The 25106-nt window shown below is 62.5% G+C and carries 20 protein-coding genes; 14 read left to right on the forward strand and 6 right to left on the reverse strand.

Annotated features, from left to right (window positions below; genetic code table 11):
• Nucleotide 1 precedes the first annotated feature (1 nt).
• Nucleotides 2-2170, reverse strand: coding sequence for a ComEC/Rec2 family competence protein (locus Asbog_RS12295; protein WP_231944580.1), 2169 nt, complete (start codon nucleotides 2168-2170; stop codon nucleotides 2-4).
• Between the two features lie 27 nt (nucleotides 2171-2197).
• Nucleotides 2198-3268 carry a purine-nucleoside phosphorylase gene (locus Asbog_RS12300; RefSeq protein ID WP_083510874.1) on the reverse strand — a complete coding sequence of 357 codons (1071 nt, stop codon included), beginning with the start codon at nucleotides 3266-3268 and terminating at the stop codon, nucleotides 2198-2200.
• A 329-nt stretch (nucleotides 3269-3597) separates the two neighbouring features.
• On the opposite strand from Asbog_RS12300, the gene gltX reads away from it, so the two are divergent.
• The 9 genes from gltX (at nucleotide 3598) to Asbog_RS12345 (ending at nucleotide 15419) form a co-directional block, all read left to right on the forward strand.
• A complete protein-coding gene (gltX, locus tag Asbog_RS12305) occupies nucleotides 3598-5004 on the forward strand; it encodes a glutamate--tRNA ligase (RefSeq protein WP_062165993.1) in 1407 nt (468 codons plus the stop codon).
• Nucleotides 4997-5938, forward strand: coding sequence for an aspartate carbamoyltransferase catalytic subunit (locus Asbog_RS12310; protein WP_062165350.1), 942 nt, complete (start codon nucleotides 4997-4999; stop codon nucleotides 5936-5938). The genes gltX and Asbog_RS12310 overlap by 8 nt, the downstream gene beginning before the upstream one ends.
• Nucleotides 5935-7227 carry a dihydroorotase gene (locus tag Asbog_RS12315; RefSeq protein ID WP_062165351.1) on the forward strand — a complete coding sequence of 431 codons (1293 nt, stop codon included), beginning with the start codon at nucleotides 5935-5937 and terminating at the stop codon, nucleotides 7225-7227. Before Asbog_RS12310 ends, Asbog_RS12315 begins: the two co-directional genes overlap by 4 nt.
• On the forward strand, nucleotides 7224-7874 hold the full coding sequence (gene plsY / locus Asbog_RS12320) for a glycerol-3-phosphate 1-O-acyltransferase PlsY (protein ID WP_062165352.1): 651 nt from the start codon (nucleotides 7224-7226) through the stop codon (nucleotides 7872-7874). The genes Asbog_RS12315 and plsY overlap by 4 nt, the downstream gene beginning before the upstream one ends.
• A gap of 6 nt (nucleotides 7875-7880) precedes the next feature.
• On the forward strand, nucleotides 7881-9008 hold the full coding sequence (gene dprA / locus Asbog_RS12325) for a DNA-processing protein DprA (RefSeq protein WP_062165353.1): 1128 nt from the start codon (nucleotides 7881-7883) through the stop codon (nucleotides 9006-9008).
• Between the two features lie 41 nt (nucleotides 9009-9049).
• A complete protein-coding gene (gene topA, locus Asbog_RS12330; protein ID WP_062165354.1) occupies nucleotides 9050-11779 on the forward strand; it encodes a type I DNA topoisomerase in 2730 nt (909 codons plus the stop codon).
• Between the two features lie 189 nt (nucleotides 11780-11968).
• Nucleotides 11969-13630 carry a S41 family peptidase gene (locus tag Asbog_RS12335; RefSeq protein WP_062165355.1) on the forward strand — a complete coding sequence of 554 codons (1662 nt, stop codon included), beginning with the start codon at nucleotides 11969-11971 and terminating at the stop codon, nucleotides 13628-13630.
• The gene (locus Asbog_RS12340; RefSeq protein ID WP_062165356.1) at nucleotides 13627-13959 is read left to right on the forward strand and encodes a DUF1491 family protein; all 333 of its coding nucleotides are present in this window, start codon (nucleotides 13627-13629) and stop codon (nucleotides 13957-13959) included. Before Asbog_RS12335 ends, Asbog_RS12340 begins: the two co-directional genes overlap by 4 nt.
• 320 nt (nucleotides 13960-14279) lie before the next feature.
• A complete protein-coding gene (locus tag Asbog_RS12345) occupies nucleotides 14280-15419 on the forward strand; it encodes an OmpA family protein (RefSeq protein WP_062165995.1) in 1140 nt (379 codons plus the stop codon).
• A 122-nt stretch (nucleotides 15420-15541) separates the two neighbouring features.
• Here the strand turns inward: Asbog_RS12345 and cysK are convergent, their stop codons facing one another.
• Entirely contained in the window at nucleotides 15542-16543 is a 1002-nt protein-coding gene (gene cysK / locus Asbog_RS12350; RefSeq protein WP_062165357.1) for a cysteine synthase A, read from the reverse strand.
• Between the two features lie 129 nt (nucleotides 16544-16672).
• Here cysK and Asbog_RS12355 point away from each other — a divergent pair, with 129 nt between their 5' ends.
• On the forward strand, nucleotides 16673-17122 hold the full coding sequence (locus Asbog_RS12355; protein WP_062165358.1) for an RrF2 family transcriptional regulator: 450 nt from the start codon (nucleotides 16673-16675) through the stop codon (nucleotides 17120-17122).
• 131 nt (nucleotides 17123-17253) lie between these two features.
• Here the strand turns inward: Asbog_RS12355 and Asbog_RS12360 are convergent, their stop codons facing one another.
• Nucleotides 17254-17790 carry a hypothetical protein gene (locus Asbog_RS12360; protein ID WP_231944581.1) on the reverse strand — a complete coding sequence of 179 codons (537 nt, stop codon included), beginning with the start codon at nucleotides 17788-17790 and terminating at the stop codon, nucleotides 17254-17256.
• A gap of 361 nt (nucleotides 17791-18151) precedes the next feature.
• Here Asbog_RS12360 and Asbog_RS12365 point away from each other — a divergent pair, with 361 nt between their 5' ends.
• The 4 genes from Asbog_RS12365 to Asbog_RS12380 all read left to right on the forward strand — a co-directional run bounded on the left by Asbog_RS12365 (nucleotide 18152) and on the right by Asbog_RS12380 (nucleotide 22557).
• Nucleotides 18152-18709, forward strand: a complete 558-nt coding sequence (locus Asbog_RS12365) for a hypothetical protein (RefSeq protein WP_231944582.1) — start codon at nucleotides 18152-18154, stop codon at nucleotides 18707-18709.
• A 64-nt stretch (nucleotides 18710-18773) separates the two neighbouring features.
• Nucleotides 18774-20792 (forward strand): DNA topoisomerase IV subunit B, encoded by a 2019-nt coding sequence (gene parE, locus Asbog_RS12370; protein ID WP_062165359.1) that lies wholly within the window; start codon nucleotides 18774-18776, stop codon nucleotides 20790-20792.
• A complete protein-coding gene (locus tag Asbog_RS12375) occupies nucleotides 20792-21697 on the forward strand; it encodes an EamA family transporter (RefSeq protein ID WP_062165360.1) in 906 nt (301 codons plus the stop codon). The genes parE and Asbog_RS12375 overlap by 1 nt, the downstream gene beginning before the upstream one ends.
• A gap of 125 nt (nucleotides 21698-21822) precedes the next feature.
• A complete protein-coding gene (locus Asbog_RS12380; protein WP_062165361.1) occupies nucleotides 21823-22557 on the forward strand; it encodes a YfdX family protein in 735 nt (244 codons plus the stop codon).
• A gap of 81 nt (nucleotides 22558-22638) precedes the next feature.
• Here the strand turns inward: Asbog_RS12380 and mutL are convergent, their stop codons facing one another.
• The gene (gene mutL, locus Asbog_RS12385) at nucleotides 22639-24519 is read right to left on the reverse strand and encodes a DNA mismatch repair endonuclease MutL (protein WP_062165362.1); all 1881 of its coding nucleotides are present in this window, start codon (nucleotides 24517-24519) and stop codon (nucleotides 22639-22641) included.
• A gap of 9 nt (nucleotides 24520-24528) precedes the next feature.
• On the reverse strand, nucleotides 24529-25065 hold the full coding sequence (locus Asbog_RS12390) for a DUF3035 domain-containing protein (RefSeq protein ID WP_062165363.1): 537 nt from the start codon (nucleotides 25063-25065) through the stop codon (nucleotides 24529-24531).
• Nucleotides 25066-25106 lie beyond the last annotated feature (41 nt).

A 25106-nucleotide genomic window follows, 5' to 3' on the forward strand; every position in this document is an offset into this window, starting at 1 on the left:
GCTACTCAGCCTTTGCCAGAGGCAGATTGGGTACGCCCCTGAAACCAGGGCGCGGTACCCATAGCCGCGCACCGCGCCATGAGCGGTCTGATATGATCTGCAAGGCTTCCCCCCTGCTTTGACTCGCGCCATCGCGCACCATGACCGCGCCATCGCGCCAGACCGTGAAGCGATCGACATAGATGCCCCTTTTGCACGCCGATGGAAGGGGAGCAGCGCTGACCACGAGCGCGTTGCCCGTACACTCGAGAGGTGGGTCTGCTGAACGGAGGCGGGAGAACAGGATGGCGATTTTCTGGCCTCCCCGCTCGATATGGCACCGCTGAGCATCGCAATCCGGCAGCTGTGCCGATGATATGACAGACCGGGGCCAGGCCTGAACCCAGGCAGAAAGCGTATGGGCTGAAAGGCTGCCATGCGGCCCCGCGACCCAGGAACCCCCCTGTCGGAAAGCGATGAGACCGGCATCGGGTGAGACGAGCAGCACAGGCGCTGACAGACAGAGCGGTGACGCAACCCCCGTCAGCATGAGAGACAGCGCCATGAAACGGGCCTTGCCACGCCAGAGGCACAGGATTACCAGCCCGGCCATATACAGGACCAAGGCCCAGCAAGGCATATGGGGCACAGCGATATGGGCCATTGGCCATGCCGCAACATGGGCTGCCAACGACGAAACCAGCCCGATCCCCTGCCCCATGACCCAGAGAGGCGCACCAGCGGCCCCCAATGGCATGAGCAGCAACGCGCATAGCCCTGCGGGCATGATGCAGAATGCCGCTATCGGCACAGCGACAAGATTGGCCATGATGAACCAGGGCTGAAAACTGCCAAAGCCCGCCATGACGAGTGGCAGGGTTGCCCCGCCCGCCAGCGCACTGGTGAGAGAAAGCAACACGAGATGATGGCCGATGCCGCCCTGATGCCCCTGTTCGGCTCGCCGGACAAACCAAGGCCGCATGGCCTCGTAGCCCGCAATCAGGGCCATGACGGCTGCAAACGACATCTGGAATGAAAGATCGAGCACCAGCACCGGAGACGCCATGAGCAGGACCAGCGCCACCAGAGCCAGCGAGCGCATGGAGAGCACGCGACGCCCGCTCAGAAGGGCAAGGGTTGCCAGACCCGCCATGCCCAGACTGCGCAAGGCTGGCAGATGGAACCCAGTGAGCGCCACATAGATCACCCCCCCTGCCAGCGCCGCGAAAGCAGCGATTTCCCGACAGGGCAGACGCAGGCCGAGCCACGGCCAGAGGACGAGTCCCATCCGCACAGCCGCAAAAAGGGCGCCCATGACCAGACCCAGATGCAGCCCCGCGACGGCAAGGATATGGGCCAGCCCCGATGCCGCATAGGCCTGTCTGGTCTGCTGGCTTATCCCCTCGCCATGCCCGGCCAGCAGGGTGGCGGCAATGGCGGCGCGCTGCCCTTGGAGATGGTGCATGATTTCTGCCGTGATCGCGGCGCGCCAGCGCCCCAGCCTGTAGCCCTGCGGTGCCGCGAGGATCTCTGGCGCGCCCAGCACTCGTCCGGACCCGGCGAGGGCATCGAACCACGCCTCTCTTTGCCGATCGCGCGCACCGGGGAAATCCGGCCAGTCGGGCGGACGCAATACAGCCCGCAGGCGCAGCACCATGCCCGGAACATAGGTCTGGCCCTCGTGAGTAAAGAGCAGCAAATCACGCTGAAGCGGGGCCATGCCGATATCGACCCCGCTCTCGAACACGGCATCCCTGAGGCGCAAACGCTGAAGGATCTGGCCCGGCTCTGTGGTCGTAGCGACATCGATCACCCGGCCATGCAACACGACCGCCAGTGAGGGAAGTGCAGGCATGGGAGGCTGCCGCCCTGCCTGCGCCCGCGCCAGCAGAAACCCCGCGCCAGCCATCACCATGACGAAGCCCAGGCCTCTGGCACTGATACGGGACCACCCTGACAGCACTATGCCCAGCCCCGCGAGGACGCAGGCACTGGCGCACCAGAAACCGGGCTCGTAACGGGGCAGGAAATAGATCAGGCATCCTGCGGCCCATGCTACGGCAAGCCAGGCTGCAAGCCCGCGCCCCTGCGAGAGCAGAATGGTCTCAAGAGACCCGGCAAGGCGGGAGAGCGTCACCTCTCCCTGCCCCGACAGGGCCACATCCCTCCGCCCCGACAGGGCAAGGCGCACCTGTCAGAGGCACCGTGTCCAGCGCCTTCAGGGGGCGGAGGGAACATGGTCACGATAGTGGTCCCAATGACGGACCAACTCCGCCACGACCGGGGCCCCGACGCGCTCATTATTGTCGAAAGCAATATTCTGGCCGGGTCCCTCATCGCCCATCGACTGGGTCAGGGAAACATGTGGGGGCGGCATGGAAGGGTTGGAGCCCGAACGCAGCACCATCACCCGGTCCGGATCGACATAGCCCCATTTCGCCAGCAGGCGCATCTGCTTCTGGTTGGTCTGGCTTTCCTCGTTGGTCATGACGAAAACGCCCTGGTTTTTCGTCCAGAGTTTCACCCAGTCCTGCGCCCAGTCATTGCGTGCCTCGCCATGCCAGTAGCGCAAGGCCCCCAAGGTCTCGCCCATCAGGATCATCGGGGGCTTGCTGGCCGGAAGGCTCGCAGGCCAGACTGCGCGTCGGCGGGCAATTTCCGGGTCGTCGGCCAATTTGACATCCTTGCTTAAACCATAGGCCCACCGCGCCAGACCCTGATTGAGCGCATAGGCCTTGGTCAACTGCGCGACATCCGTCACCGAGCCATAGTGATTGGGATCTTTCGGCAGGGTGTTCGGGCGGTCTGCCCCAATGGCGTAAAGCCCATAGGGCCAGTCCTTGGGAATGGTGCGGTCATCGAGTTCGCGCAGGGCATCGCCATCCACCACCCAGCGCGCCCAGGCCACGCTTCCGACCGAGGCCACATTGGGGTTCACGCCGGAAATGCCGGTGAAGATCCAGTAGGTCCTTTTCAGGTCAAATGCCGGGTCGAGCGCCAGAGCCATGAGTTCCGACGGGCCGGAACGCAGCACAATGCCGTACACTCCGTCGTTATTGCGTCGCAGGATGGGCTCCTTCACGCCACGCACTGGCACTGTCTCGCTCAGATGCTCGCGCTCGACCCAGTCCTGATATTCGCCCGGTGCATCGCCTGTATCTGCGCCGTTTTCCCAGCCTGCGACAACAATGACGCGCGGTGCGACGGGTGCAGCGTGGGCAGACGCCACCCCCAGATCGAGAACGCAGGCGAGAGATGCGAGGCAGGCGGGAAGCAATCGTTTTTTCATATCGGGATCGTTACATCGAATACAGGTTTCTGCAAATACTGTTCGTAGGATACTGCTTCGATCTGGAGCCTGACCCGGCAGACATCTGGCCGATAGGCCCCTTGCAAGGCAACCGGCAATCCGCAGCTTCTACGGGGCTTGGCCCGCTGCCCGGAAGGGGCGTGCTCCCCCCGTGCCAGATTTTCACCAGACAGGATTCCATGAGGGTGAGTGTCCTTTGTCGGGGCATGGGGCAGCGCACTCGCGAGGCATGACTTGCCTCTCATGATACCCGGACAACAAATCGCCATCCGGTAGTGTGGCGCACGCAATCATGCTATGGGAGCACCATGACCGTTCGCACACGCTTTGCCCCTTCTCCCACCGGCTTGCTGCATATCGGCAATGCCCGTGCGGCCCTCTTCAATTTCCTTTTTGCCCGCCATCACGGTGGGCAATTCCTGCTCAGAATCGAGGACACGGACCGCGAGCGCTCGACGCAGCGCGCGGTGGATGTGATTTTCGAAGGGCTGGCCTGGATGGGCATCACGGCGGATGAGGAGCCTGTATTCCAGTCCACGCGTCAGGGCCGCCATACGGAAGTGGCACAGGAACTACTCGAAAAAGGTCTGGCCTATCGCTGCTACTGCACGGCAGACGAGCTGAAGCAGATGCGCGAGGACGCCATCGCGAATGGCCAGCCGCCGCGCTATAATGGCATGTGGCGTGACCGTGATCCCTCTGAAGCTCCCGAGGGAGCGCCTTTCGCCGTGCGCCTCAAGGCACCGCGCGAGGGTGAGACAATTATCAACGATCTGGTCCAGGGCGAGGTCCGCGTCGCCAATGCCGAAATGGATGATCTGATCATCCTCCGTTCGGATGGCACACCCACCTATCTGCATGCCGTGGTGTGTGATGACCATGACATGGCAATCACCCATGTGATCCGTGGTGACGATCATCTGACCAACACGTTTCGTCAGGCGATGATCTATCGCGCCATGGGCTGGGATCTGCCGCATTTCGCCCATCTGCCGCTCATTCACGGACCGGACGGCGCGAAGCTGTCCAAGCGTCATGGTGCGCAGTCAGTGGTCGAATTCCGCGATGAAGGCTTTCTGCCGGAAGCGCTCTGCAATTACCTGCTGCGTCTGGGCTGGGGTCATGGCGATGCCGAGATCCTCAACCGTGAGGAGCAGATCCGCCTGTTCGATCTGGATGGCGTTGGCCGCTCGCCGTCACGCATGGATTACGTCAAGCTGACGCATCTGAACGGTGTCTATATGCGTGAGGCTGATGATACCCGTCTGACCGACGATGTGATCGAACGCCTGAAGGAGCGCGAGGACGTGACAGTGGATGATGCGCTGCACGCCCGTGTGCTGACGCTAATGCCGGGCCTCAAGGAGCGCGCCAAGCTTCTGACAGACCTCGCCGATAGCGCCGCGTTTCTGGGTCGCTCCCTGCCCTTTACCTATGACGCCAAGGCACAGAAGCAGCTTTCGGAAGAAGGCAAGGATGTGCTGCGCGGTGTGGCGCAGGCCCTCGCTCTGGTGGAGCCATTCGAGGCATCGGCCATCGATGCCGCACTTCGCGAATTCGCCGAGGCGAAAGCCATCAAGCTGGGTCAGGTCGCCCAGCCCCTGCGTGCGGCCATGACCGGCAGCACGGTATCGCCCGGTATCGACCTGACCCTGCAAGCCCTTGGCCGGGACGAGGTTCTGGCCCGTATAGGAGCCGCGATCGCGCATGGCTGACATGCTCACCCGACGGCATCATCTGCTCGGCCTTGAGGGCATGAGCGCCGAAGAGATCACCCCCTATCTCGATCTCGCGGCCAATTATGCCCTGCTGAGCCGTTCGCGCACCGCCCCGCGTGATGCGCTGCGCGGCCGGACGGTGATCAACATGTTCTTCGAGGACAGCACCCGCACACGCACGAGTTTCGAGCTGGCGGGCAAGCGTCTGGGGGCGGATGTCATCAACATGACGGTCGCCACCTCCTCGGTGAACAAGGGTGAGACGCTGCTCGACACGGCAGCCACGCTCAACGCCATGCGCTGCGACCTGCTGGTGGTCCGTCACGCAGCCTCGGGTGCGCCAGCCCTGCTGGCCCAGAAGGTCGAGGCCAGTGTGGTCAATGCCGGTGACGGCATGCATGAGCACCCGACACAGGCCCTGCTCGATGCCCTGACCATCAAGCGCCATCTTGGCACGCTCAGCGGGCTGACTGTCGCGATCTGTGGTGATGTCGGCCATAGCCGTGTCGCGCGCTCGAACATCCATCTGCTGACCGCGATGGGCAGCAAGGTGCGTCTGGTGGGACCGCCCACCCTCGTTCCTGCTGCAATGGCGTCGCTGGGTTCGGTCTCGATCCATCATGATATGGAAAGCGGCCTGCGTGATGCCGATGTGGTCATGACGCTGCGCCTGCAACGCGAGCGCATGGGCGCCGGGCTGGTGCCGAGTGCTCGCGAGTTCTTCCGTTTCTATGGCGTCGACAGCCGCCGCCTCGCCCTGGCGAAACCCGGCGCACTGGTCATGCATCCGGGTCCAATGAATCGTGGTGTCGAAATTGCCTCGGACGTAGCGGACTCAGCGCAGAGCGTCATTCAGGAACAGGTCGAAATGGGCGTGGCCGTGCGTATGGCCGTGCTCGACCGACTCTCACGTATGCGGACAGCGTCATGACCGATCTCATTTTCGAAAATGTCCGGCTGATCGATCCGGTAACGGGTCAGGAGGCGCTTTCGCGCCTGCGTGTTTCGGATGGTCGCATCGCGGGGCGTGACAAGGCTGGTGCCGAAGGTGCGCCGGAAGGTGCCCAGAGCATTGATGGTCAGGGCGCGGTTCTCTGCCCTGGTCTCGTCGATATGCGTGTCGCGATTGGCGAGCCGGGTTTTGAATATCGCGAAACCATCGCCTCCTGCGCCCGCGCCGCGGTTGCCGGTGGCGTGACAACGCTGGCGGCCCTGCCCAACTCCAAACCTGCCATCGACGAACCCGCTCTGGTGCGCCTGCTGCGTGGCCGTGGCGAGGAAACAGGCCTCGTCACCATCCTGCCCTACGGCGCGCTCACCAAGGGCTGCAAGGGTGAGGAAATGGCCGAGCTTGGCATGTTGCGCGAGGCCGGGGCCGTTGCCTTTACCGATGGTATTCATGCCATTGCCGACACTAAGCGCATGCGCCAGCTTCTGGCCTATGCCAAGGGGATTGGCGCTCTGGTGGTGCAGCACCCGGAAGACCCGTCTCTGGCAAAAGGGGGGGCCGCCACGGCGGGAGCGCTCGCAACCCGCATGGGCTTGCCCCAGATACCCGCCGCTGCTGAGGCCATTCTGATTGCCCGCGATATCCGTCTTGCGGAAATGACCGGCGCCCCCTTGCATTTCGGCCATGTCTCGACCGGCGAAGGGCTCGATCTGATCCGTCAGGCCAAGGCCCGGGGTCTGGCCATTACCTGTGACACGGCGCCCCCCTATTTTGCGCTGAATGAAGAGGCGATTGGCGAATTTCGTACCTACGCCAAGCTTTCGCCTCCGTTACGTGCGGAAGAGGACCGTCTTGCGGTCTGTGCGGCGCTCGCGGATGGGACAATTGACGCCATTGCCTCGGACCATGCGCCGTGGGACGCCGATGACAAGCGCCTGCCTTTCGCTCAGGCCTGCGCCGGCGGGACAGGCCTGACCACGCTGCTTGGTGTCGGTCTGTCTCTGGTGCATGACGGCGTGCTTACCCTGACGCAACTCATTGCGCTGCTCACCCGCCGTCCTGCCCGGTTGCTGGGCAGCGAGGCCGGAACCCTGGACGACGGCGCCAGCGCCGATCTGTGCCTGTTCGACCCCGCAGCTGAATGGGTGGTTGAAGCAGGCGAACAGCCCGGACGCGCGCAGAACACACCCTTCGACGGCAAGCGCCTCAAGGGACGCGTTCTGGGAACGTGGAAGAACGGACAGCGCGTTTTCGATGGTGCCGCATCATGATCCATCATCTGCTCACGCCCCCTTTTCTGCTTTGTGCCGGTATCGCCTATCTGCTGGGCAGTATCCCTTTTGGATTGCTGATCAGCCATGTCGGCGGGGCGGGTGACATACGCAAGATAGGCTCGGGCAATATTGGCGCGACGAACGTCCTGCGCACAGGTCGGAAAGGACTGGCTGCGGCAACCCTGCTGCTCGACGGGCTGAAGGGCGCACTGGCTGTGCTGGTTGTGCACCTTCTTCTCGATGGCAGCATCCAGACAGGGATGGCTGTCGCCGCAGTCTGTGTCGTGATCGGTCATTGCTTTCCGGTCTGGCTCGGCTTTCGCGGAGGCAAAGGCGTTGCGACCGGGCTGGGGGCGCTGTTTGCCCTGTGCTGGCCCGTGGGCATTGCCTGCTGTCTGGTCTGGCTGGCGGTTGCCAAACTCTCCCATATCTCGTCAGCAGGGGCGCTGGCCGCTTTTGCCGTGGCACCGTTCATCATGGCGCCGCTGAGCGAACAGCCCGTGCACAGCCCGCTTTCCATCGCGACACTCATCCTGACACTCATCATTCTCCTGCGTCACACGAGCAATATCCGGCGTCTGCTCACGGGACGGGAATCGCGAATCAATATCGACCCGCCGCCCCAGACCAAGCAGGAAATCTGACCCATCATGTCGGCCGTATCCCAGGGAAATGAACGGCTCGACATTGTACGCCTGGCCCGCACGGACGGCATCGGCCCCGTCAATTTCCGACGCTTGATGACCGAACACGGGACAGCCGGCGCCGCCATCGAGGCATTGCCCGAGCGCGTGCGCAAGGCGGGACGGCGCGCCACCATTGCCATCCCGTCGAGAGACAGTGTCGAAGCCGAGCAGGAGGCTCTGACACGACTCGGTGGCCGCATGCTGCTCCTTGGCGACCCGGACTACCCCGCCCTTCTCTCGCGCATTACCGATGCGCCCCCCGTTCTAAGCCTATGGGGCCAGGCTGAAAAGCTTTCACAGCGGGCCATCGGAATTGTCGGCGCACGCAATGCCTCAGCCGGAGGATTGCGCATTGCTGAGAGCCTGAGCGGCGCTCTTGCTCATGAGGGCTGTGTGATCGTGTCGGGCCTGGCCCGCGGGATCGATACTGTCGCGCATCGTGCCGCCCTGCATCAGGGCATGACGGTTGGTGCCGCAGCGGGCGGCCTTGACTGTTTCTATCCCCCCGAAAACGAGGGGCTCTATCGCGCCATTGCTGAACGGGGCTGCGTTGTGACCGAGGCCCCTCTCGGCACGATTCCCCAGGCCAGTCATTTCCCGCGGCGTAACCGTCTGATTGCCGGCCTTTCTTTAGGTGTCATCCTGATCGAGGCCGCGATGCGCTCTGGCACGCTCATCACCGCGCGCCTTGCCCTCGATTACGGACGGGACGTGTTTGCCGTTCCCGGCTCGCCACTCGACCCGCGCTCACGCGGTGGCAACGACCTGTTGCGACAGGGCGCGATTCTGACCGAGACGGCGCAGGATGTCCTGAACCAGATCGAGAGCGGCGCCAGCACCCGTATCGAACCCCGATGGACAGGCCTGCCGGGCTTTTCAGAGCCCGAAAGCGCAGGGTTTTTACCGCCTCCGGACCCCGAGAACGTCAAAAAAAGAATATGTGAGCTTCTCTCTCCGACGCCTGTGGCAGTTGACGATATCGTGGCGCACTGCCAGTTCTCGGTTTCCACGGTGCTGTCCGCCCTGTCAGAACTCGAACTTGGCGGCACAGCGACCTTCCTTCCCGGGGGGCAGGTTGTCCTGACAGCCTGATCCACCGGTTACGAACAGGCCGGAGCGGTTCTGGAGTAGAGATGACTGATGTCGTAGTGGTCGAAAGCCCGGCGAAGGCAAAGACCATCAACAAATATCTGGGCGATAACTTTATCGTTCTGGCATCCTTCGGCCATGTCCGCGATCTGCCGCCCAAAGACGGCAGTGTGCGACCTGACGAGAATTTCGCCATGGACTGGCAGACCGACGAGCGTGGGGCGAAACAGATCGCTACTATCGCGAAAGCGGTCAAGAACGCCGACACACTCTATCTCGCCACTGACCCGGATCGCGAAGGCGAGGCCATTTCCTGGCATGTACGTGCCGCACTGGAAGAGAAGAACCTGCTGCGCGGCAAGAACGTGCAGCGCGTCACCTTCAATGAAATCACCAAATCAGCCGTGCAGACGGCCATGGCGAATCCGCGTGCGCTCGATCAGCCTCTGATCGATGCCTATATGGCCCGCCGTGCGCTCGATTATCTGGTCGGGTTTACCCTCTCGCCCGTCTTGTGGCGCAAACTGCCCGGCAGCCGCAGCGCCGGTCGCGTGCAGTCCGTCGCGCTGCGTCTGATCTGCGAGCGTGAGGCCGAGATCGAGGTTTTCAAAAGCCGCGAATACTGGTCGGTCACGGGGTCTTTCGCGACACCGCGCAATGCTGCCTTTTCGGCAAGATTAACGCATCTTGACGGCCGCAAGCTCGATCAGTTCGATCTGGACAATGCCGAGAAAGCCCATGCGGCGCGCGATCTCGTCGCCTCAACAGGTTTCAAGGTCCGCTCCGTCGAGCGCAAGAAGGCCAGACGCAACCCGCCTGCGCCGTTCACCACCTCGACGCTGCAGCAGGAAGCCTCGCGCAAGATCGGCATGAGCGCGCAATCGACAATGCGTGCTGCCCAGCAGCTCTATGAAGGTGTCGATCTGGGCGGCGAGACGGTCGGTCTGATCACCTATATGCGTACCGATGGTGTGACGATGGCGGCCGAAGCCGTTCACGCCATCCGCGACATGATCGGGAGCAGTTACGGAGCGCCCTATCTGCCGGAGAAGCCGCGCGTCTATACCAGCAAGGCCAAGAATGCGCAGGAAGCGCATGAGGCTATTCGCCCCACCGATGTCACGCGCACGCCTGAATCGATGGCCCGGCATCTCTCGGGTGAGCAGATGCGTCTGTACGAGCTGATCTGGAAACGCGCTGTCGCGTCACAGATGCAGTCGGCGGAGCTCGATCAGGTTGTGGTCGATCTGTCCGATGCCGCGCAGCGCACCATTCTGCGCGCCAATGGCTCGATCATCGCGTTTGACGGTTATCTCAAGCTCTATAGCGAGGGGCGTGACGATACCAAATCGGATGAGGATGAAGGCCGCGTCCTGCCAGCCATGAGCGAGGGCGATGCGCTCTCGACCCGTGGTGTCGAGGCTGACCAGCATTTCACCCAGCCGCCGCCACGCTTCTCCGAAGCCAGCCTGGTCAAGCGTATGGAAGAGATCGGCATTGGCCGTCCCTCGACCTATGCCTCGATCCTGACCGTACTGCGCGACCGCAATTATGTGCGTCTGGATGCGCGGCGCTTCATTCCCGAGGATCGCGGCCGTCTGGTCACGGCATTCCTGACCTCTTTCTTTGAACGCTACGTGGACACCGATTTCACGGCGACGCTCGAAGAGCAGCTCGATGACATTTCCGATGGTCGTGCCGACTGGCACGACATCATGGCTGCGTTCTGGCGCGATTTTTCGGCGGCCGTAGCACAGACCAAGGACCTCAAGATCTCGGATGTCATCGATGCGCTCGATGAGGATCTGGGCTCGCATTTCTTCCCTGCGCGTGAAGATGGCGGTGACCCAAGGCAGTGCACGGCCTGTGGTACGGGGCGCCTGGGGCTGCGTCTTGGCAAATTCGGGGCCTTTATCGGCTGCTCGAACTACCCGACCTGCCAGTTCACCCGTCGCCTCGTGGCCGAGGATGGCGGCGAGGGCGAGACGCTCAAGGAAGGGATGAAAAGCCTCGGTCAGGATCCGGAAACGGGTGAGGAAGTGACCGTGCGTCGCGGGCCTTACGGTCTTTATATCCAGCGCGGCGAGGCCGACCCCGGGAACAAGAAGATCAAACCCAAGCGCACCACCATTCCCAAGGGGCTGGAGGGCGACAAGCTGACGCTGGACAAGGCGATCGGCCTTCTCTCCCTGCCACGCAAGCTGGGCCCTCACCCTGAAACCGGCGAGATGATCGAGGCCGGGCTGGGGCGTTTTGGCCCCTATGTGAAGATGGGGTCCATTTTCGGTACGCTTGATGCCGACGATGACGTGCTGACGGTTGGGCTCAATCGCGCCATCGACTCGCTGGCCAAGAAACTGGCATCGATTCGCAATCTTGGCGCTCATCCCAAGGATGGCGAGGCCGTGATGGTCCGCAAGGGACGATTTGGCCCTTACGTGCAGCATGGGCAGGTCGTGGCCAATCTGGCCAAGGGCCAGATGATGGATGACGTGACCCTTGATGAGGCGCTGGCGCTTCTGGCTGAAAAGGGGAAACCCCTGAAGGCCAAGGGCAAGACCACGCGCAAGACCACGACAAAGGCTGCGTCGGCCGACGCCGCGCCCGAAAAGGCCGCGCCACGCAAGAAGGCCGCCCCCAAAGCCGCTGCCAAGAAACCGGCAGCCAAAAAGGCGACGTCAGCCGGGAAAAAAGCCCCTGAAAAAGAGGGGGTTAAGAAACCGGCAAGGAAATCGCGCGCTTCAGGGACAACAGATGGTGATGACGCCGCGTAATTTGCGTTTTTGATGCCACAGACCGTGGCAAAAACGTCGCTCCCCCTGTTAGGCTCCCTATCGCGGTCCAGGCAGGACCGTTAAAGCGGCACTCGATGGGGAAAGCCATCGCCCTGATGGTCAAGGTCACCGGCTCTGAACAACGTTCCTTTCCTGACTGGCGCGCCCCCGCGAGGGCTTATGGGCGCAATGGGGCTGGCCGTTGCCGTGGCCACGCTGTCCGGAGCCATGCTGGCCGGTATCACGCCGGCCCAGGCCGCACGTTCGGGTGCCAGACGGCCTCAGCCGGCAGAGCTGGCGCAGGCCGGTCCGCCTGCGGCCGTCACGCCAACCCGCGCGACGCAGCAGCCAGAAGGCGGACAGGGGGGCGCAACGCTCGATACCGGGCTCCTGTCTTCGGTATTATCCAGCGCGTTCCGTTTCCTCACGCCCAGGACACTCGATGCTCACTCAAGCCGTACCTATAGTCTGTGGGGGCTGGATGGGCTGACGGCAATCGACCCGTCGATCACGATCGAGGAACCGACCCACGGCCCGAAGGAAGCTGCTTCGCTTCGCCTGAGCTTGAGCCAGAAGACCGTTGCGGAATTCCGCGAGCCCGGAGAGAACGAGACTGGCGAATGGGTCCGCGTTCTTGTGTCGATCATGGATGCAGCGTGGCGTGCCTCGCCGGCACTGAGAAGTGCTGGCCGCGATGCGTTGCTCCAGAGCTTTTTCGACGAGCTGTTCAATCACCTCGACCCCTATTCGCGCTATGTTGCACCTGCGCCCGCGGGCAATGACCGGGCCAATCGTACGGGCGATGTGGCCGGGGTGGGTCTCTCTCTCCAGCGCGATGGAACGGGGCTGGTTATCGGTGCAATCAATGCCAATGGCCCCGCCTGGGCAGCTGGCGCCAATATCGGGCAGAAACTTCTGGCGGTTGATGGCCATTCAACGCGCAATCAGGACGCGGCCACGGTTGAAGGCTGGCTGAACGGCGCACCGGGCAGCAAGGTCAGGCTTCTTCTTGCCGATCCAGGGCATCACGGCGCCATCATGCGTCTGGAACGCCAGATCGTGCCCCCTCAGACCGTTTTCGCCAGCGGGCATGACCATATTGCCGTCATGCGGATCGCCTCGTTCTCATCCGATACCGCTGAGGAGCTGAGCCAGAATATCGACCAGGCCCTTCAGGACAAGAAACTTGTAGGGCTGATCATTGACCTGCGCGGCGATCGCGGGGGCGTGCTGCAGCAGGCCGTCACCGCGACGGCTCTGGTGCTCGATCAGGGCATTGCGGTGGTAACAAAAGGCCGGGACCCGAAATCGAACCACATATGGGCGGTTCAGGGTGGCGATATGACCCATGGTCTGCCGATCACGGTGCTGGTGGACGGGCGAACGGCCAGCGCCGCCGAAATCATGGCGGCGGCCCTATCCGATCATCGACGGGCTGTGGTGATTGGCAGCGCGACACTGGGCAAGGGGCTGGTGCAGGCCATTGGCCAGATGCCCGACGGGGGTGAGCTGTTTGTTACCTGGAGCCGCGTGATTGCGCCTTTGGGGTGGCCGCTTCAGGGTCTGGGTGTCACACCACAAATCTGCACCTCACGCGGGGCCCTTTCGCTCGAACAGCAATTGAGTGCTCTGGGGCAAGGCAAATTGCTGGATGCCGAGACGGTGCGCGCCAGCCGCGAGATCCGTTTCCCGGTCAGCGTCTCGCGCATTCTCGATATACGCCGCCATTGCCCCGCTGCCCTGGGCACGGATGCCGATCTCGACACGGCCGCTATGCTCCTGCACCGCCCGGACAGCTATCGCGCTGCCCTCGCCGCCATGCCGGATGATATGGACGACGCCTCGCCATGACGGAAGCTCGCCTGAAAACAGGATTATGGGCACGTGCGCTCATGCGTCTGGTGCAAGGGCAGGGCCACGGGGCCATGCTGCTCAAGAAGGGCGACGAGGACGCCGGCGCCCTGCTGATCGTCCTGACAGACAGGCAAAACCAGCTTGTTGTTCTACGCGTCGCGGCCCTCGGGCAAGGCTGGGAACGCCTTCCCATGGATGATGCCGGCGCCCTCGATGCGTATCTCGAGCGCCAGAGACGCTACGATCCTGATCTATGGATTCTCGAATTTACGGTGCACGATGTGGCCGAGCCCATCGAGACCACCCTGCCCGGCAGGATGGCCTGAACCCGCACCATCAGGCACCTGAACACCCTCAGCACAATACAGGGGAGTGTTGCAGCCATCCCACACTCGGTGCAGGAAGAAGGAAGCGCCTCACATGGTGAACGCACCGGGACAGGAAACATGCGTTGCACAGGGATGACAGTTCAGCGAAAAGACGGCATTCAGATCGCTGCGGACGGCCAGGAGACTGGCCTTCTCTCAGTCTGCCGCGTGAAAAGGATGGAGAAGACGATATGACGCTGGAACACCGAACGCGCGGTGAGACCGTTTGCCGCCCGTTTTACGATGTCCGGCAGGTGGTCGGATCCTTCTCCCGCCTCATGCGCCGACAGGGATTGAACCTGACCGCGCTTGCCGGCTTCGGATTTGTCGGTTTCGGCCTCGCTGCAGCACCAGCCCAGGCACAGGTTGTGAAGGGTCTGTATGTGGCGGGCTCCGGTGGCGCGAGCTTCAATCAGGATCAGACCGTGCGCCTGTCACCCGTTCTGCCGAGCGGTCGTGACCATTATGATGCTGGCGTGACGGGTCTGGGCTCGGTCGGCTGGGGGCTTGGCAACGGCTTCCGCGTCGAAGTCGAAGGCAATTACCGCAACAATCGCCTGCAGCAGTTCAAGTCCAGCTACTTCCCTTCAGCGGCGGGTGGTCGTCAGCAGGGTTATGGCGTGATGGCCAATGCCCTGTTTGACATGGATATCGGTGCCAACTGGGTCTATCCCTATTTCGGCGCTGGTATCGGCTATGGCTGGCAGGCCATGAACGCATCTGTACGCGCACCGAACAACTATCTCAGCCAGAAAATTGGCGGGACGACGAGCAATTTTGCCTATCAGGGCATCTTCGGCCTGTCCTTCCCGGTGCCTTTTGCCGTCGGTTTATCTTTCACCACCGAGTATCGCTTCTATTCGCTGCTTGGCCCCAACGGCCATCACGCAACGGGATATGGCAGCATCGGCGGTTACGACACGCCGCGCCCTGCAGGGGCGATGGATGGCAATCGTGTCACCCGCAACGATTTCAGCCACTCCCTGCTGCTGGGTCTGCGCTACGAGTTCAATCCTGCCCCGCCGCCGCCGCGCAGCGTTCCGGTCATGACCGCCCCTGCCCCTGCACCAGCGCGCAGCTATCTGATCTTTTTTGACTGGGATCGTGCCGAGCTGACCGAAAGGGCACGCTCGATTGTCGGTACGGCCGCGCAGAACTCGACCCACACGCAGCTGACCCGCATCGAAGTGAATGGCTACACGGATAACAGCGCCGCTCATCCGGGCGCCCGTGGCGCCAGCTACAACCTGAAGCTTTCACAGCGTCGTGCCGATGCCGTGCGTGCCGAGCTGATCCGTGACGGCGTTGCCGGTGGGCTGATTGCCGTCAAGGGCTATGGCGAGAGCAACCCGCTTGTCCAGACCGGCCCCAACACGCGTGAACCACAGAACCGCCGTGTGGAGATCATCCTGCACTGATCAGGGCCATCACGCTGCCTGATGGGCCGCGTGATGGATCGACGTGCTACGGACATGGTCGGATGACAATGAAACAGGCCCTGAGCCGCTTGGCGGCTTCAGGGCTTTTTCATGCCCGGTGATCAGACCAGCCCGTTGAAGAGTGACGTCGAGAGGTAGCGCTCCGCAAAGGACGGCACGATGGAGACGATCGTCTTGCCGGCGTTTTCCTCGCGCTGCGCCAGCGCCAGAGCGGCATGGAGCGAGGCCCCGGAAGAAATACCGATGGGGATACCCTCAATGCGGGCACAGCGCCGGGCCGCAGCCATCGCATCGCGCTCGGACACCGCCAGCACGCCGTCGAGCAGTGAGGAGTCGAGCGTGTTCGGACAGAATCCGGGGCCGATACCCTGGATACCGTGCGGACCGGGATCATCGCCATTCAGCACCGCACTTTCGGCGGGCTCGACGCCCCAGAACTGCATCTCGGGCTTTCGGGGACGCAGGGTGCGGGCGATCCCTGTCAGCGTGCCTCCTGTGCCGACACCTGCCACCACCAGATCGACCTTGCCCTGCGTATCCTCCCAAATCTCCTCGGCGGTGGTCAGGGCATGGATTTCCGGATTCGCGGGATTATCGAACTGGCTCGGCATCCAGGCATCGGGCAGCGAGGCGACGAGTTCCTCTGCGCGAAGAATGGCCCCGGCCATGCCGCGGGCTGCGGGCGTCAGTTCAAGCTGGGCATCCATCATGCGCAGCATCTTGCGTCGCTCGATCGAGGCACTCTCGGGCATGGTCACAATCAGCCTGTAGCCCAGAGCCGCCGAGGCAAAAGCCAGAGAGATACCCGTGTTGCCTGAGGTCGGTTCCACCAGAACGGTACGCCCCGGTGTGATGTCGCCCCTGGCCTCGGCCTGCTGGATCAGGGCGAGGCCGATACGATCCTTTACCGAGCCGAGCGGGTTGAAGAATTCCAGTTTAAGCAGCAACCGGGCATGGAGCTTGTCAGCCTCGGTCAGGCGCGGCACGGCCACGAGCGGGGTACCGCCTACCGTTTCGAGAATCGACTCATAGACACGGCCCCTCGGTGCGGCATAGCGCGACGCCAAACCACGCGCCTCGTCCTTTTCGTGTCGAATGGTCATAGATGGGTCCCTCGTATCAGATGGCAGGACGATGATTCCTGCAATGTCGGCTTTCCTGCGATGCCGGTCTGTGATTTGCAGGCAATAACTGCTACATTACGCGTAATTTGTCATTGAGGAAAAATCTGCATGTATCTCCGCAGGGACAGGGCGATGGTTGCCGTGATCATCATGGTCGATGTGGCCTTCCATGCAGGGCGCTCAAGCCTGGTGAGCGGTGGGGATATCGCCGAGCGCGCGGGACTGGCCCGCCGTGGGATCGAGCCCCTGCTCCAGGCTCTGTCGCGCTCGGGATTGCTGGAGAGCGTGCGTGGGCCCCGTGGCGGCTATCGCCTCGGGCGGCCGCAACGCGATATCGGCCTCGATGAGATCGTTCGAGTGGTCGTGTCAGACGATGCGGGGACCGAGGAGACAGCTCAGGGAGCGCTCTTCCGCAGCGTTATCGAGCCTTGCTGGCAGGTTCTGGATGAGACGGTTCGCAGTGAAATGGCCGCCCTGACCCTTGAGGAAATGGTGCGCCGCGCCGAGGGTGCAGGCCTCCGACGGCCCGTCCACGAGCCGATTTCGTTTTCGATCTGAAGAAAACGCAGGGTCGGGCAGATAATACGTGCGGGGGAGACAATCCCGCCGCACTCAGGCCCAAGGGCTGGCACCGCCCCTGGAAGGGTCGACCGGTGGGGCTCCCGAAAAAGCCCCCCCGGCTGTGACCCTTACTTCTTGCTGGTCTTGCGACGTGTAGCCGTACGCTTGGCAACCGGCTTCTTGGCAGCAGGGGCCAGAACAGGCGCTGGCGGGGCAGCAACGGTCACGCCGGTCGCATCGACCATGGCATTGACGGTCAGCTTCGTACGCGGCTCGGTACCGCCAGGGATCAGGATCGCCGTGAAGCTGTCCTTGCCTGCATAAGCCGTGCTGGGCGTGTAGGTGATGTAGGTGTGGTCGTCGAAATTATACATGAATGCCTTGCCGTGCTCTGGAGCAGGCGAGACACCGAACGAACGGTAATTGGTGTTGCCCGGCTTTTGCACGGACAGGGCACACAGACCGTCATCGCTACGCACGGTCATGTCGACCGTCATGCTGCCATCGGCCGCCGTCTTGACCGGTGTCGTCTTACAGACAGCAGAGACCTTCTGGTAGCCGAAGGGATTGGGGGGCACGACGCGCTGCACGACAGGCTTTGTTGCGCAGGCCGCCAGGGTCAGGGCCGAAACGAGAGTAATTGCAGAACCACGCAGTCGCACCATCAACTCCACTGATCACATGTCATCGAAAATCGATTCTGCCTTCTTTGTACCAGCAGGCCCGACACAAGATGTTCAGACGCGCGCCGTGCGCACCTGAAAACAAATTCATCAATGGCCCTAGCGCAAGCCGCGCCCCGCAGGAAGGGGGAAGCGGGGGCTGAAACAAAAGAAAAGGGCGCTCAGGTTTTTTTTTACAAAATCGGCCTATACCCTTGCCTACGGGCATTTTCTCGCCGCAATTGCTGCGACATAATCGAATAAAGTTCCGTATTGCAGCGCACCGCGTGATCCGGTGCGCTGCCCGCCTGCCCTGCCCGGAGCATTTCCGGCTTTCCAGTTTGTGCCCTTGTGGAGTCCCTTGATGTCGTTTTCAGCCCGGCAACGTCTCCTGCGCCCGTTTGCGCGTCTCACCGCCTGCGCCTTTGTCGCTGGCAGCTTTTTCGCCTCCGGTGCCGCTTACGCCGCCGGGTGCAGCGAATCACCCGCCCATGAAGCCTTCAATGTGCAGGGTCTCAAGAGCGAACTGATGGTCACGGCGCTCTCGTGCAGCGCGCAGGACCGCTACAATGCGTTCGTAGCGAAGTTCCGCCCCAAGCTGGCTGCCGAGGAAGAACGCCTCAACACCTATTTCAAGTCAGCCTATGGCCGTAACGCCATGAAGGCGCATGACGACTACATCACGCAGCTTGCCAATGTGCAGTCGGAAGGCGGCCTCAAGGCCGGTACGATCTTCTGTCAGCAGCGGGTCGCGATGTTCGACGAGGTCGATGCCCTCGATGATGGTGCCGATCTTGCGCATTACGCTGATGCGAAGGACGTGGTTCAGCCGGCCTCGTTCGAAACCTGCTCGGCCCCCGAAGCTGTCTCCCATAGCCGCAGCACGACCACACGGCGCACCCATCGCAAGACACGCGCCTAAAATCTGATCCTCTTCCTGCACGGGGCGCTTGACGACGCCCCGGCGAGGCCGTCAAGAACGCAATATGAACGACGACCTCTTCAAGAGCGATGAAAAGCCCGTGCGTCGGCCTAGAAAGGCCGCGCAGGCCCCCGTGCCGGAAAATTATGGCGCTGACCAGATTGAAGTCCTTGAAGGGCTCGAACCGGTCAGACGGCGTCCGGGCATGTATATCGGTGGAACCGACGATACAGCCTATCATCATCTCGCGTCTGAAATTCTCGACAATGCGATGGATGAGGCCGTGGCAGGCCATGCCAGCGTCATCGACCTCGCCCTTGAGGGCCCCCGCCTTTTGATGGTGCGCGACAATGGTCGTGGTATCCCGGTCGATCCCCATCCCAAATTTCGCGACCGCTCAGCCCTGGAGGTGATTTTCACCACACTCCATGCTGGCGGCAAGTTTTCAGGCAAGGCCTATGACACGTCAGGCGGTCTGCATGGCGTTGGCTCATCGGTGGTCAATGCCCTTTCGGACCGGCTCGAAGTCGAGGTTGCCCGCGAAAAGCTGCTATGGCGTCAGGATTACGCCCGCGGCAAGCCGGTGACGCCCCTGCAGCAGGTTGGCAATGCGCCCAACCGCCGGGGGACCACCATACGCTTCTCTCCCGATCCCGAAATCTTCGGCGGGCTCAGCTTCTCCCCGCTGCGGCTCTATCGCCTTTGCTGCTCCAAGGCGGCGCTGTTTCGCGGTGTCACGATCCGGTGGAGTGTCGATCCCTCTCTGCTGAAGGCAGGGGACGAGATACCCTCCGAGGCGACCATTCACTTTCCCAATGGTCTGGCAGACAGCCTAAATGCAGAGCTGGGTGCCAGCCCCGCCCTGCTGGCACCGGTCTGGGCGGGTGAGGCAGAGTTGCCCCAGGCCGCTGATGGCCGGACCGGGGGCAAGCTGGAATGGGCCGTGGCGTTTCTGGAGCAGGGAGCGTCGAGCATGACCTCCTATTGCAATACCATTCCGACCCCTCAGGGCGGTACGCATGAGGCCGGCTTCAGATCGGCCCTCGTCAAGGGGCTGCGCGCCTGGGGTGAGAGCCGCAACATGAAGCGTGCGGCGGCAGTAACGGCGGAAGATGCGCTCGGTGCGCTGGCGGTCAAGCTCTCGGTCTTTATTCGCGACCCGCATTTTCAAGGTCAGACCAAGGAGAAGCTGACGACGCAGGAGGCCAGCCGCCTTATTGAGGGCGCCTTACGCGACCGGCTCGATCACTGGCTGGGCGGCAACCCGGCTCAGGCGGATAACCTTCTGGCTTTCATCATCGAGCGCGCCGAAGAGCGTCTGCGCCGACGCGAAACCAAGGACACGCCGCGCAAGAGCGCCACGCGTCGCCTGCGCCTGCCCGGCAAGCTGACAGACTGCACGCGCGAAAATGCCGCCGACACCGAAATCTTTCTGGTCGAGGGCGACTCGGCTGGTGGTTCAGCCCGTCAGGCCCGCGATCGTGAAACGCAGGCGGTGCTGCCGCTGCGTGGCAAGATCCTCAATGTGGCTTCGGCCACGGCGGACAAGCTCAAGGCCAATCAGGAACTGCGCGATCTGGTCGAGGCGCTTGGCTGCGGATCGGGCTCAAGCTTCGATGTCACCCGACTGCGCTATGGACGCGTGATCATCATGACCGATGCTGACGTGGATGGGGCGCATATCGCTTCTCTGCTCATGACCTTCTTCTACCGCGAAATGCCCGATCTGGTGCGCAAGGGCCATCTCTACCTCGCCCAGCCGCCGCTCTATCGCCTGACGCATGGGGCCAAGACCATCTATGCGATGGATGATGATGACCGCGTGCGCCGTCTCAAGCGCGACTTCAAGCAAGGCGCAAAGGTCGAGATCTCGCGATTCAAGGGGCTTGGCGAAATGCCCGTGAAGGATCTGAAGCAGACCACCATGGACCCGGCCAAGCGCACGCTGCTGCGGGTTGTCACCCCGCCGGAGGACAGGGCACTCACGAGCGATCGCGTAGAGAGCCTGATGGGACGTAAGCCTGAACTGCGCTTTCGCTTCATTCAGGAGCACGCCCGCACGGCGGAATTGCTCGACGTCTGATGGCTGCTTTCGATCACCCCACTTCGACCCGTCTCGACAAACTTGGTGGCCTTGCCCTTCTGATTGGTGGAATTTCCTCCTTTCAGGTTGGCGCGGCGCTCGCCAAGAGCCTGTTTCCGCTCTTCGGTGCGGAAGGTATGGTGGGGTTACGCGTCTGTCTGGCCGCCGTCATTCTGCTCACCGTCATGCGACCCGGCCCGTCCGTGCTCAAACCGGGCATGTGGAAGCTGCTGCTGCCTTATGGCGCCTCGATGGCTGTCATGAATTTTGCGTTCTATATCGCTCTGGTGCGACTGCCGCTTGGTCTCGTCGTTGCCTTCGAGTTCATGGGACCGCTTTCGCTTGCGCTTATCGGCTCACGTCGCCTGCTCGATCTGCTGTGGGCGGGTATGGTTCTGGGTGGCCTCTATCTGCTGCTGCGCCCCGACCATGTGGAAGGCCATCTGGACCCGATTGGCGTGATCGCAGCGCTCACCAGCGCCGTTGGTTGGGTCGTCTATATCCTGACAGGAACACGTATCGGACGTGTCATGCCCGCGGCACAGGCCACGACACTGGGAATGACCACAGCGGGCATCCTGCTGCTGCCCTGGCTGATACCGGCCATCTCTCCTGCCATCACGCATCCGCATCAGGGGATGCAGGCCGTGGGTGTGGCGGTTCTCTCCTCCGCCGTGCCGTATATTCTCGATATGATGGCCATGCGGCGCCTCGGGCCGCGCGATCTGGGTATTCTCCTCAGCCTGGAGCCCGTACTGGGCTCCATTTCCGGCCTCCTGCTGCTGGGTGAATCACTCTCTATTGCGCGCTGGATGGGCGTGCTGTGCATTGCGGGAGCTTCGGCAGGCAATGTTCTGACCTCGCGCAAGCCCCCTCCAGATGGCGAAACCGTTCCTCCCACCTGAAGAAATACAGACATCCGGGTTATGATGGTGTCGTGTTAACAGCCTTGTCATGCAACAAGCCGGTCGAGACATCGTTCTGATCCTCGAAATGCCGCTTTGCGGGATATGTATTGAGGAGATTACTGATGCATCGACTGATGAGTGCAGGTGCTGCCCTTGTTGCACTGTCCGCCGGGTTTGCTGTTACGCCGGCTTCTGCTGCCGCCCCCGGTGATGATAGCGCTGCTCGCAGCGTTGCCCTGATGAAGGCAGATCAGGTGAATGCCACCCGTGACTTTGGCCGTCTATCCAAGGACGGGCAGAAGGCATTTGCCAACATCCTTCTGGCGCAACAGGCCCTGACAAACAACCAGAACGGACAGGCACAAAGCCTGATCAACGACGCCGAGACCCGCCTGGAAAAGGCCGCGAAGGATAGCAAGGCCTTCATCAAGGCCGAGGATGCCATGCAACCTGTCCCGAGCCATGGCATGCCCAAGCGCGTTGCCGCCAGTGGCGTGCCCCTGCACTGGCTGCCCGTTGGTGGCGAATATGCGGTGACCGATACGCTGGCTCCGGCGCAGCAGACTGCTCTTGCCAGTGCGAACCAGCATCTCAAGGCGGGTGACACGAAGCTGGTCAATCAGGATCTTCATGTCGTAGGCACGAGCGTGCAATACGTCGTGGCTCTGGCACCGCTGGAAATGATCTCGGGTGACGTGCATCGCGCTTCCGTATTCATGGATGGCGGCGATACGAAATCGGCTGCCGATGCGCTGCAGAACGCTGTCGACTCAATCCTCTTCGTTTCCGGTGATGTCGTAGCAGTCACGCATCCGTCTGCCGCCAAGCGTCACAAGATGGCTCATAGCCCCTCCTGATCTCCTGCCCCTCCCCTCTGGCTCTGTGCACCCCGCTACGGCAGGGCGTGCAGGGTCGGGTTTCAAGGGATAGAAATCAGCCTAGCGTATCCGGCCGAAAAGCTTTTCCAGCTCGTCCCGTCCAAGGCGCAACCATGTTGGCCGACCATGCGAGCATGTGCCTGCGCGCGGCGTCTGCTCCATCTGTCGCAGGAGCGCCGCCATCTCGTCCTGCTGTAGCCGTCGTCCGGCACGGATACTGCCGTGGCACGCCATGCGAGCAATCACGGCATCGATACGACGCTCCAGGGCTGCGCTGTCACCCGGTGTCAGGTCGGGATCTGCCACCAGTTCTTCCGAGAGATCGCGCAGCAAGGCGCTCCCGTCACCGCCCTGAAGCAGTACGGGCATAGTGCGCAGCAGCACACTGCCCCCCCCGAAAGATTCGATCTCTAGTCCCAGCGCCTCGAGCGCCTCTTTCCACTCCATAAGTCGGCCCGCCTGACCGGGCGGCAGGTCAATGACCTCGGGAAGCAGGAGGCGCTGCGCCTTGAGCGACCCACTCGTGTACTGAGCCAGCAGTTTCTCATGGGTCAGACGTTCATGGGCGGCGTGCTGATCGACAAGGATCAGATCACCATCCTGACCAACAGCGAGGATATAGGTATCGAAAACCTGTGCGACCGGCGCACCGAGCGGAAAGCGCGCCATTTGAGCGGCATCTGGCTGAACCAGCGGGCGGGATGAGGGCTCGAATGCAGCCAGCGACGCGACAGGTGAGCGGTCATCGCGAGGATTGTCCGGCTCTTGAAAGCCATCATACGGGCTGACAGACCCCGTTGCCATGGGAGCGCCATTCCCGATGAGCGCGGCATGGCTCGCCAGAAAACCCGGCGTTACGCGCATTGGGTCTGGCGGTGGATAGTGGATGGCCTGACGCGACGGGGCGGCAAAACGTATCCTCACGCCGCCCTCACCCGCGCCATGCCCCAGAGCGCGTTGCATGGCGCCGATCATCAGACCGCGCACATCCGCCTCATCGGCAAAACGCAGTTCGGTCTTGGACGGGTGCACGTTCACATCGACGCGGTCATGAGGCAGTTGCAGGTGGAGCGCCAGAACAGGATGACGTCCCGGTTCGATGACAGGACGATAGGCGACACGTATGGCCGTCTTCATCAGCGGATCAGCAACGGGGCGGTTATTCACGACCAGAAACTGGGCGGCTGCCGTGGCCCGCGTGGCCGCAGGCCCACAGATGAAACCGCTCAGATGCAGGCCATTGCGCTCCTCATCCAGTGCGATCAGGGAGTCGCTTTCACCCAGAACCGCCTGAACGCGGGCGATGGTCGAATGGGCAGGGAAGTCGAAAACCAGACGCTCATCCAGCGTGAAACGCATGGCACAATGCGGAGCAGACAGTGCCAGTCGGCGCATGACCGCCTCGGCATGGCTGCCCTCCACACGGGCAGATTTGAGGAACTTGCGTCTTGCGGGTGTGGCAAAGAACAGATCGGCCACCACCACGCGCGTTCCGGGCGCGCCGGGCGCGGGGGATGGGGGGGTCAAGACACCTCCCTCAAGGCGCAATTGCCACGCGGTATCGGCATCATGCGGGCGTGAGGTCAGGCTCAGTCTGGCTGTGGCACCGATGGAGGGCAAGGCTTCACCACGGAAGCCCAGCGTGACGATACGGGTCAGTGTCTCATCGGATAATTTGGAGGTGCAGTGTCGCTCGACAGCCATGAGCATGTCATCGGGCGACATGCCACAGCCGTTATCGAGAACCTCGATGCGGTCGCATCCGCCGCTGACCAAAGCCACCTCGATACGGGTCGCGCCAGCATCGAGCGCATTCTCGACCAGTTCCTTCAATGCAGCAGCCGGGCGCTCCACCACCTCGCCTGCCGCGATCAGATCGATCACATGGCTGGAAAGGCGGCGTAATCTGGGCTGAAGCTGGGGGCGCTCAGACGGCGTCATGACCAGGCATCAGAAGACGCCGAGGAATGCGCTCTTCGACTTCTTGGTAGGCGTGGCACCGGTGGAGGGGTTCTGACCCAAGGCAGAAGCACGCTGGATGCGACGATTTTCTGCCTCGCTATCGACAACGCTGCCCGCATTGCCACCACGCCAGAACATGAGCTCGTCGGTCAGACCCGCACCGGCAGAGCCGAGCTCGGCATTGTTGGGGGCCTTCGATGCCTGATCCACCTGCCCGACCAGAGCCTGCTGACCGGCGCTGTTGCTGCCGGTAGTGGGGTGCAGGGCCGCATTGGGCGAAAGCGTTTCAAGCGCTTGGATACGGGGGTTTTCCTCCGCCGTATGGTCACCCTGCCCCGGCAGGCTCAGCTGCTCTGACGGCGGCATGGAGAGGGGCGCACGGGTCGTGACCGTATACTCATCCGGCATCGAGCGTTCGAGACCGAACGCGCGTGAGACGTCAGAGCCGGAGCAGGCCGGAAGGAGCGCTGTCAGGCCGAGAACCGGCAGGACGCGGAGGACGGACGGAAGGGAGAGCTGAGCCATATCGGACCCGATCCTAAATGAGCGTTTCGGCATCGACAAGA

Source organism: Asaia bogorensis NBRC 16594 (assembly GCF_001547995.1).
In the GTDB taxonomy this organism is placed as follows: domain Bacteria; phylum Pseudomonadota; class Alphaproteobacteria; order Acetobacterales; family Acetobacteraceae; genus Asaia; species Asaia bogorensis.

Coding starts and splice junctions, on each gene's coding strand:
- Asbog_RS12300 (WP_083510874.1), bottom strand. CDS start 3,268: ATGAAAAAACGATTGCTTCCCGCCTGCCTCGCATCTCTCGCCTGCGTT.
- gltX (WP_062165993.1), top strand. CDS start 3,598: ATGACCGTTCGCACACGCTTTGCCCCTTCTCCCACCGGCTTGCTGCAT.
- Asbog_RS12310 (WP_062165350.1), top strand. CDS start 4,997: ATGGCTGACATGCTCACCCGACGGCATCATCTGCTCGGCCTTGAGGGC.
- Asbog_RS12315 (WP_062165351.1), top strand. CDS start 5,935: ATGACCGATCTCATTTTCGAAAATGTCCGGCTGATCGATCCGGTAACG.
- plsY (WP_062165352.1), top strand. CDS start 7,224: ATGATCCATCATCTGCTCACGCCCCCTTTTCTGCTTTGTGCCGGTATC.
- dprA (WP_062165353.1), top strand. CDS start 7,881: ATGTCGGCCGTATCCCAGGGAAATGAACGGCTCGACATTGTACGCCTG.
- topA (WP_062165354.1), top strand. CDS start 9,050: ATGACTGATGTCGTAGTGGTCGAAAGCCCGGCGAAGGCAAAGACCATC.
- Asbog_RS12335 (WP_062165355.1), top strand. CDS start 11,969: ATGGGGCTGGCCGTTGCCGTGGCCACGCTGTCCGGAGCCATGCTGGCC.
- Asbog_RS12340 (WP_062165356.1), top strand. CDS start 13,627: ATGACGGAAGCTCGCCTGAAAACAGGATTATGGGCACGTGCGCTCATG.
- Asbog_RS12345 (WP_062165995.1), top strand. CDS start 14,280: ATGCGCCGACAGGGATTGAACCTGACCGCGCTTGCCGGCTTCGGATTT.
- cysK (WP_062165357.1), bottom strand. CDS start 16,543: ATGACCATTCGACACGAAAAGGACGAGGCGCGTGGTTTGGCGTCGCGC.
- Asbog_RS12355 (WP_062165358.1), top strand. CDS start 16,673: ATGTATCTCCGCAGGGACAGGGCGATGGTTGCCGTGATCATCATGGTC.
- Asbog_RS12360 (WP_231944581.1), bottom strand. CDS start 17,790: ATGGTGCGACTGCGTGGTTCTGCAATTACTCTCGTTTCGGCCCTGACC.
- Asbog_RS12365 (WP_231944582.1), top strand. CDS start 18,152: ATGTCGTTTTCAGCCCGGCAACGTCTCCTGCGCCCGTTTGCGCGTCTC.
- parE (WP_062165359.1), top strand. CDS start 18,774: ATGAACGACGACCTCTTCAAGAGCGATGAAAAGCCCGTGCGTCGGCCT.
- Asbog_RS12375 (WP_062165360.1), top strand. CDS start 20,792: ATGGCTGCTTTCGATCACCCCACTTCGACCCGTCTCGACAAACTTGGT.
- Asbog_RS12380 (WP_062165361.1), top strand. CDS start 21,823: ATGCATCGACTGATGAGTGCAGGTGCTGCCCTTGTTGCACTGTCCGCC.
- mutL (WP_062165362.1), bottom strand. CDS start 24,519: ATGACGCCGTCTGAGCGCCCCCAGCTTCAGCCCAGATTACGCCGCCTT.
- Asbog_RS12390 (WP_062165363.1), bottom strand. CDS start 25,065: ATGGCTCAGCTCTCCCTTCCGTCCGTCCTCCGCGTCCTGCCGGTTCTC.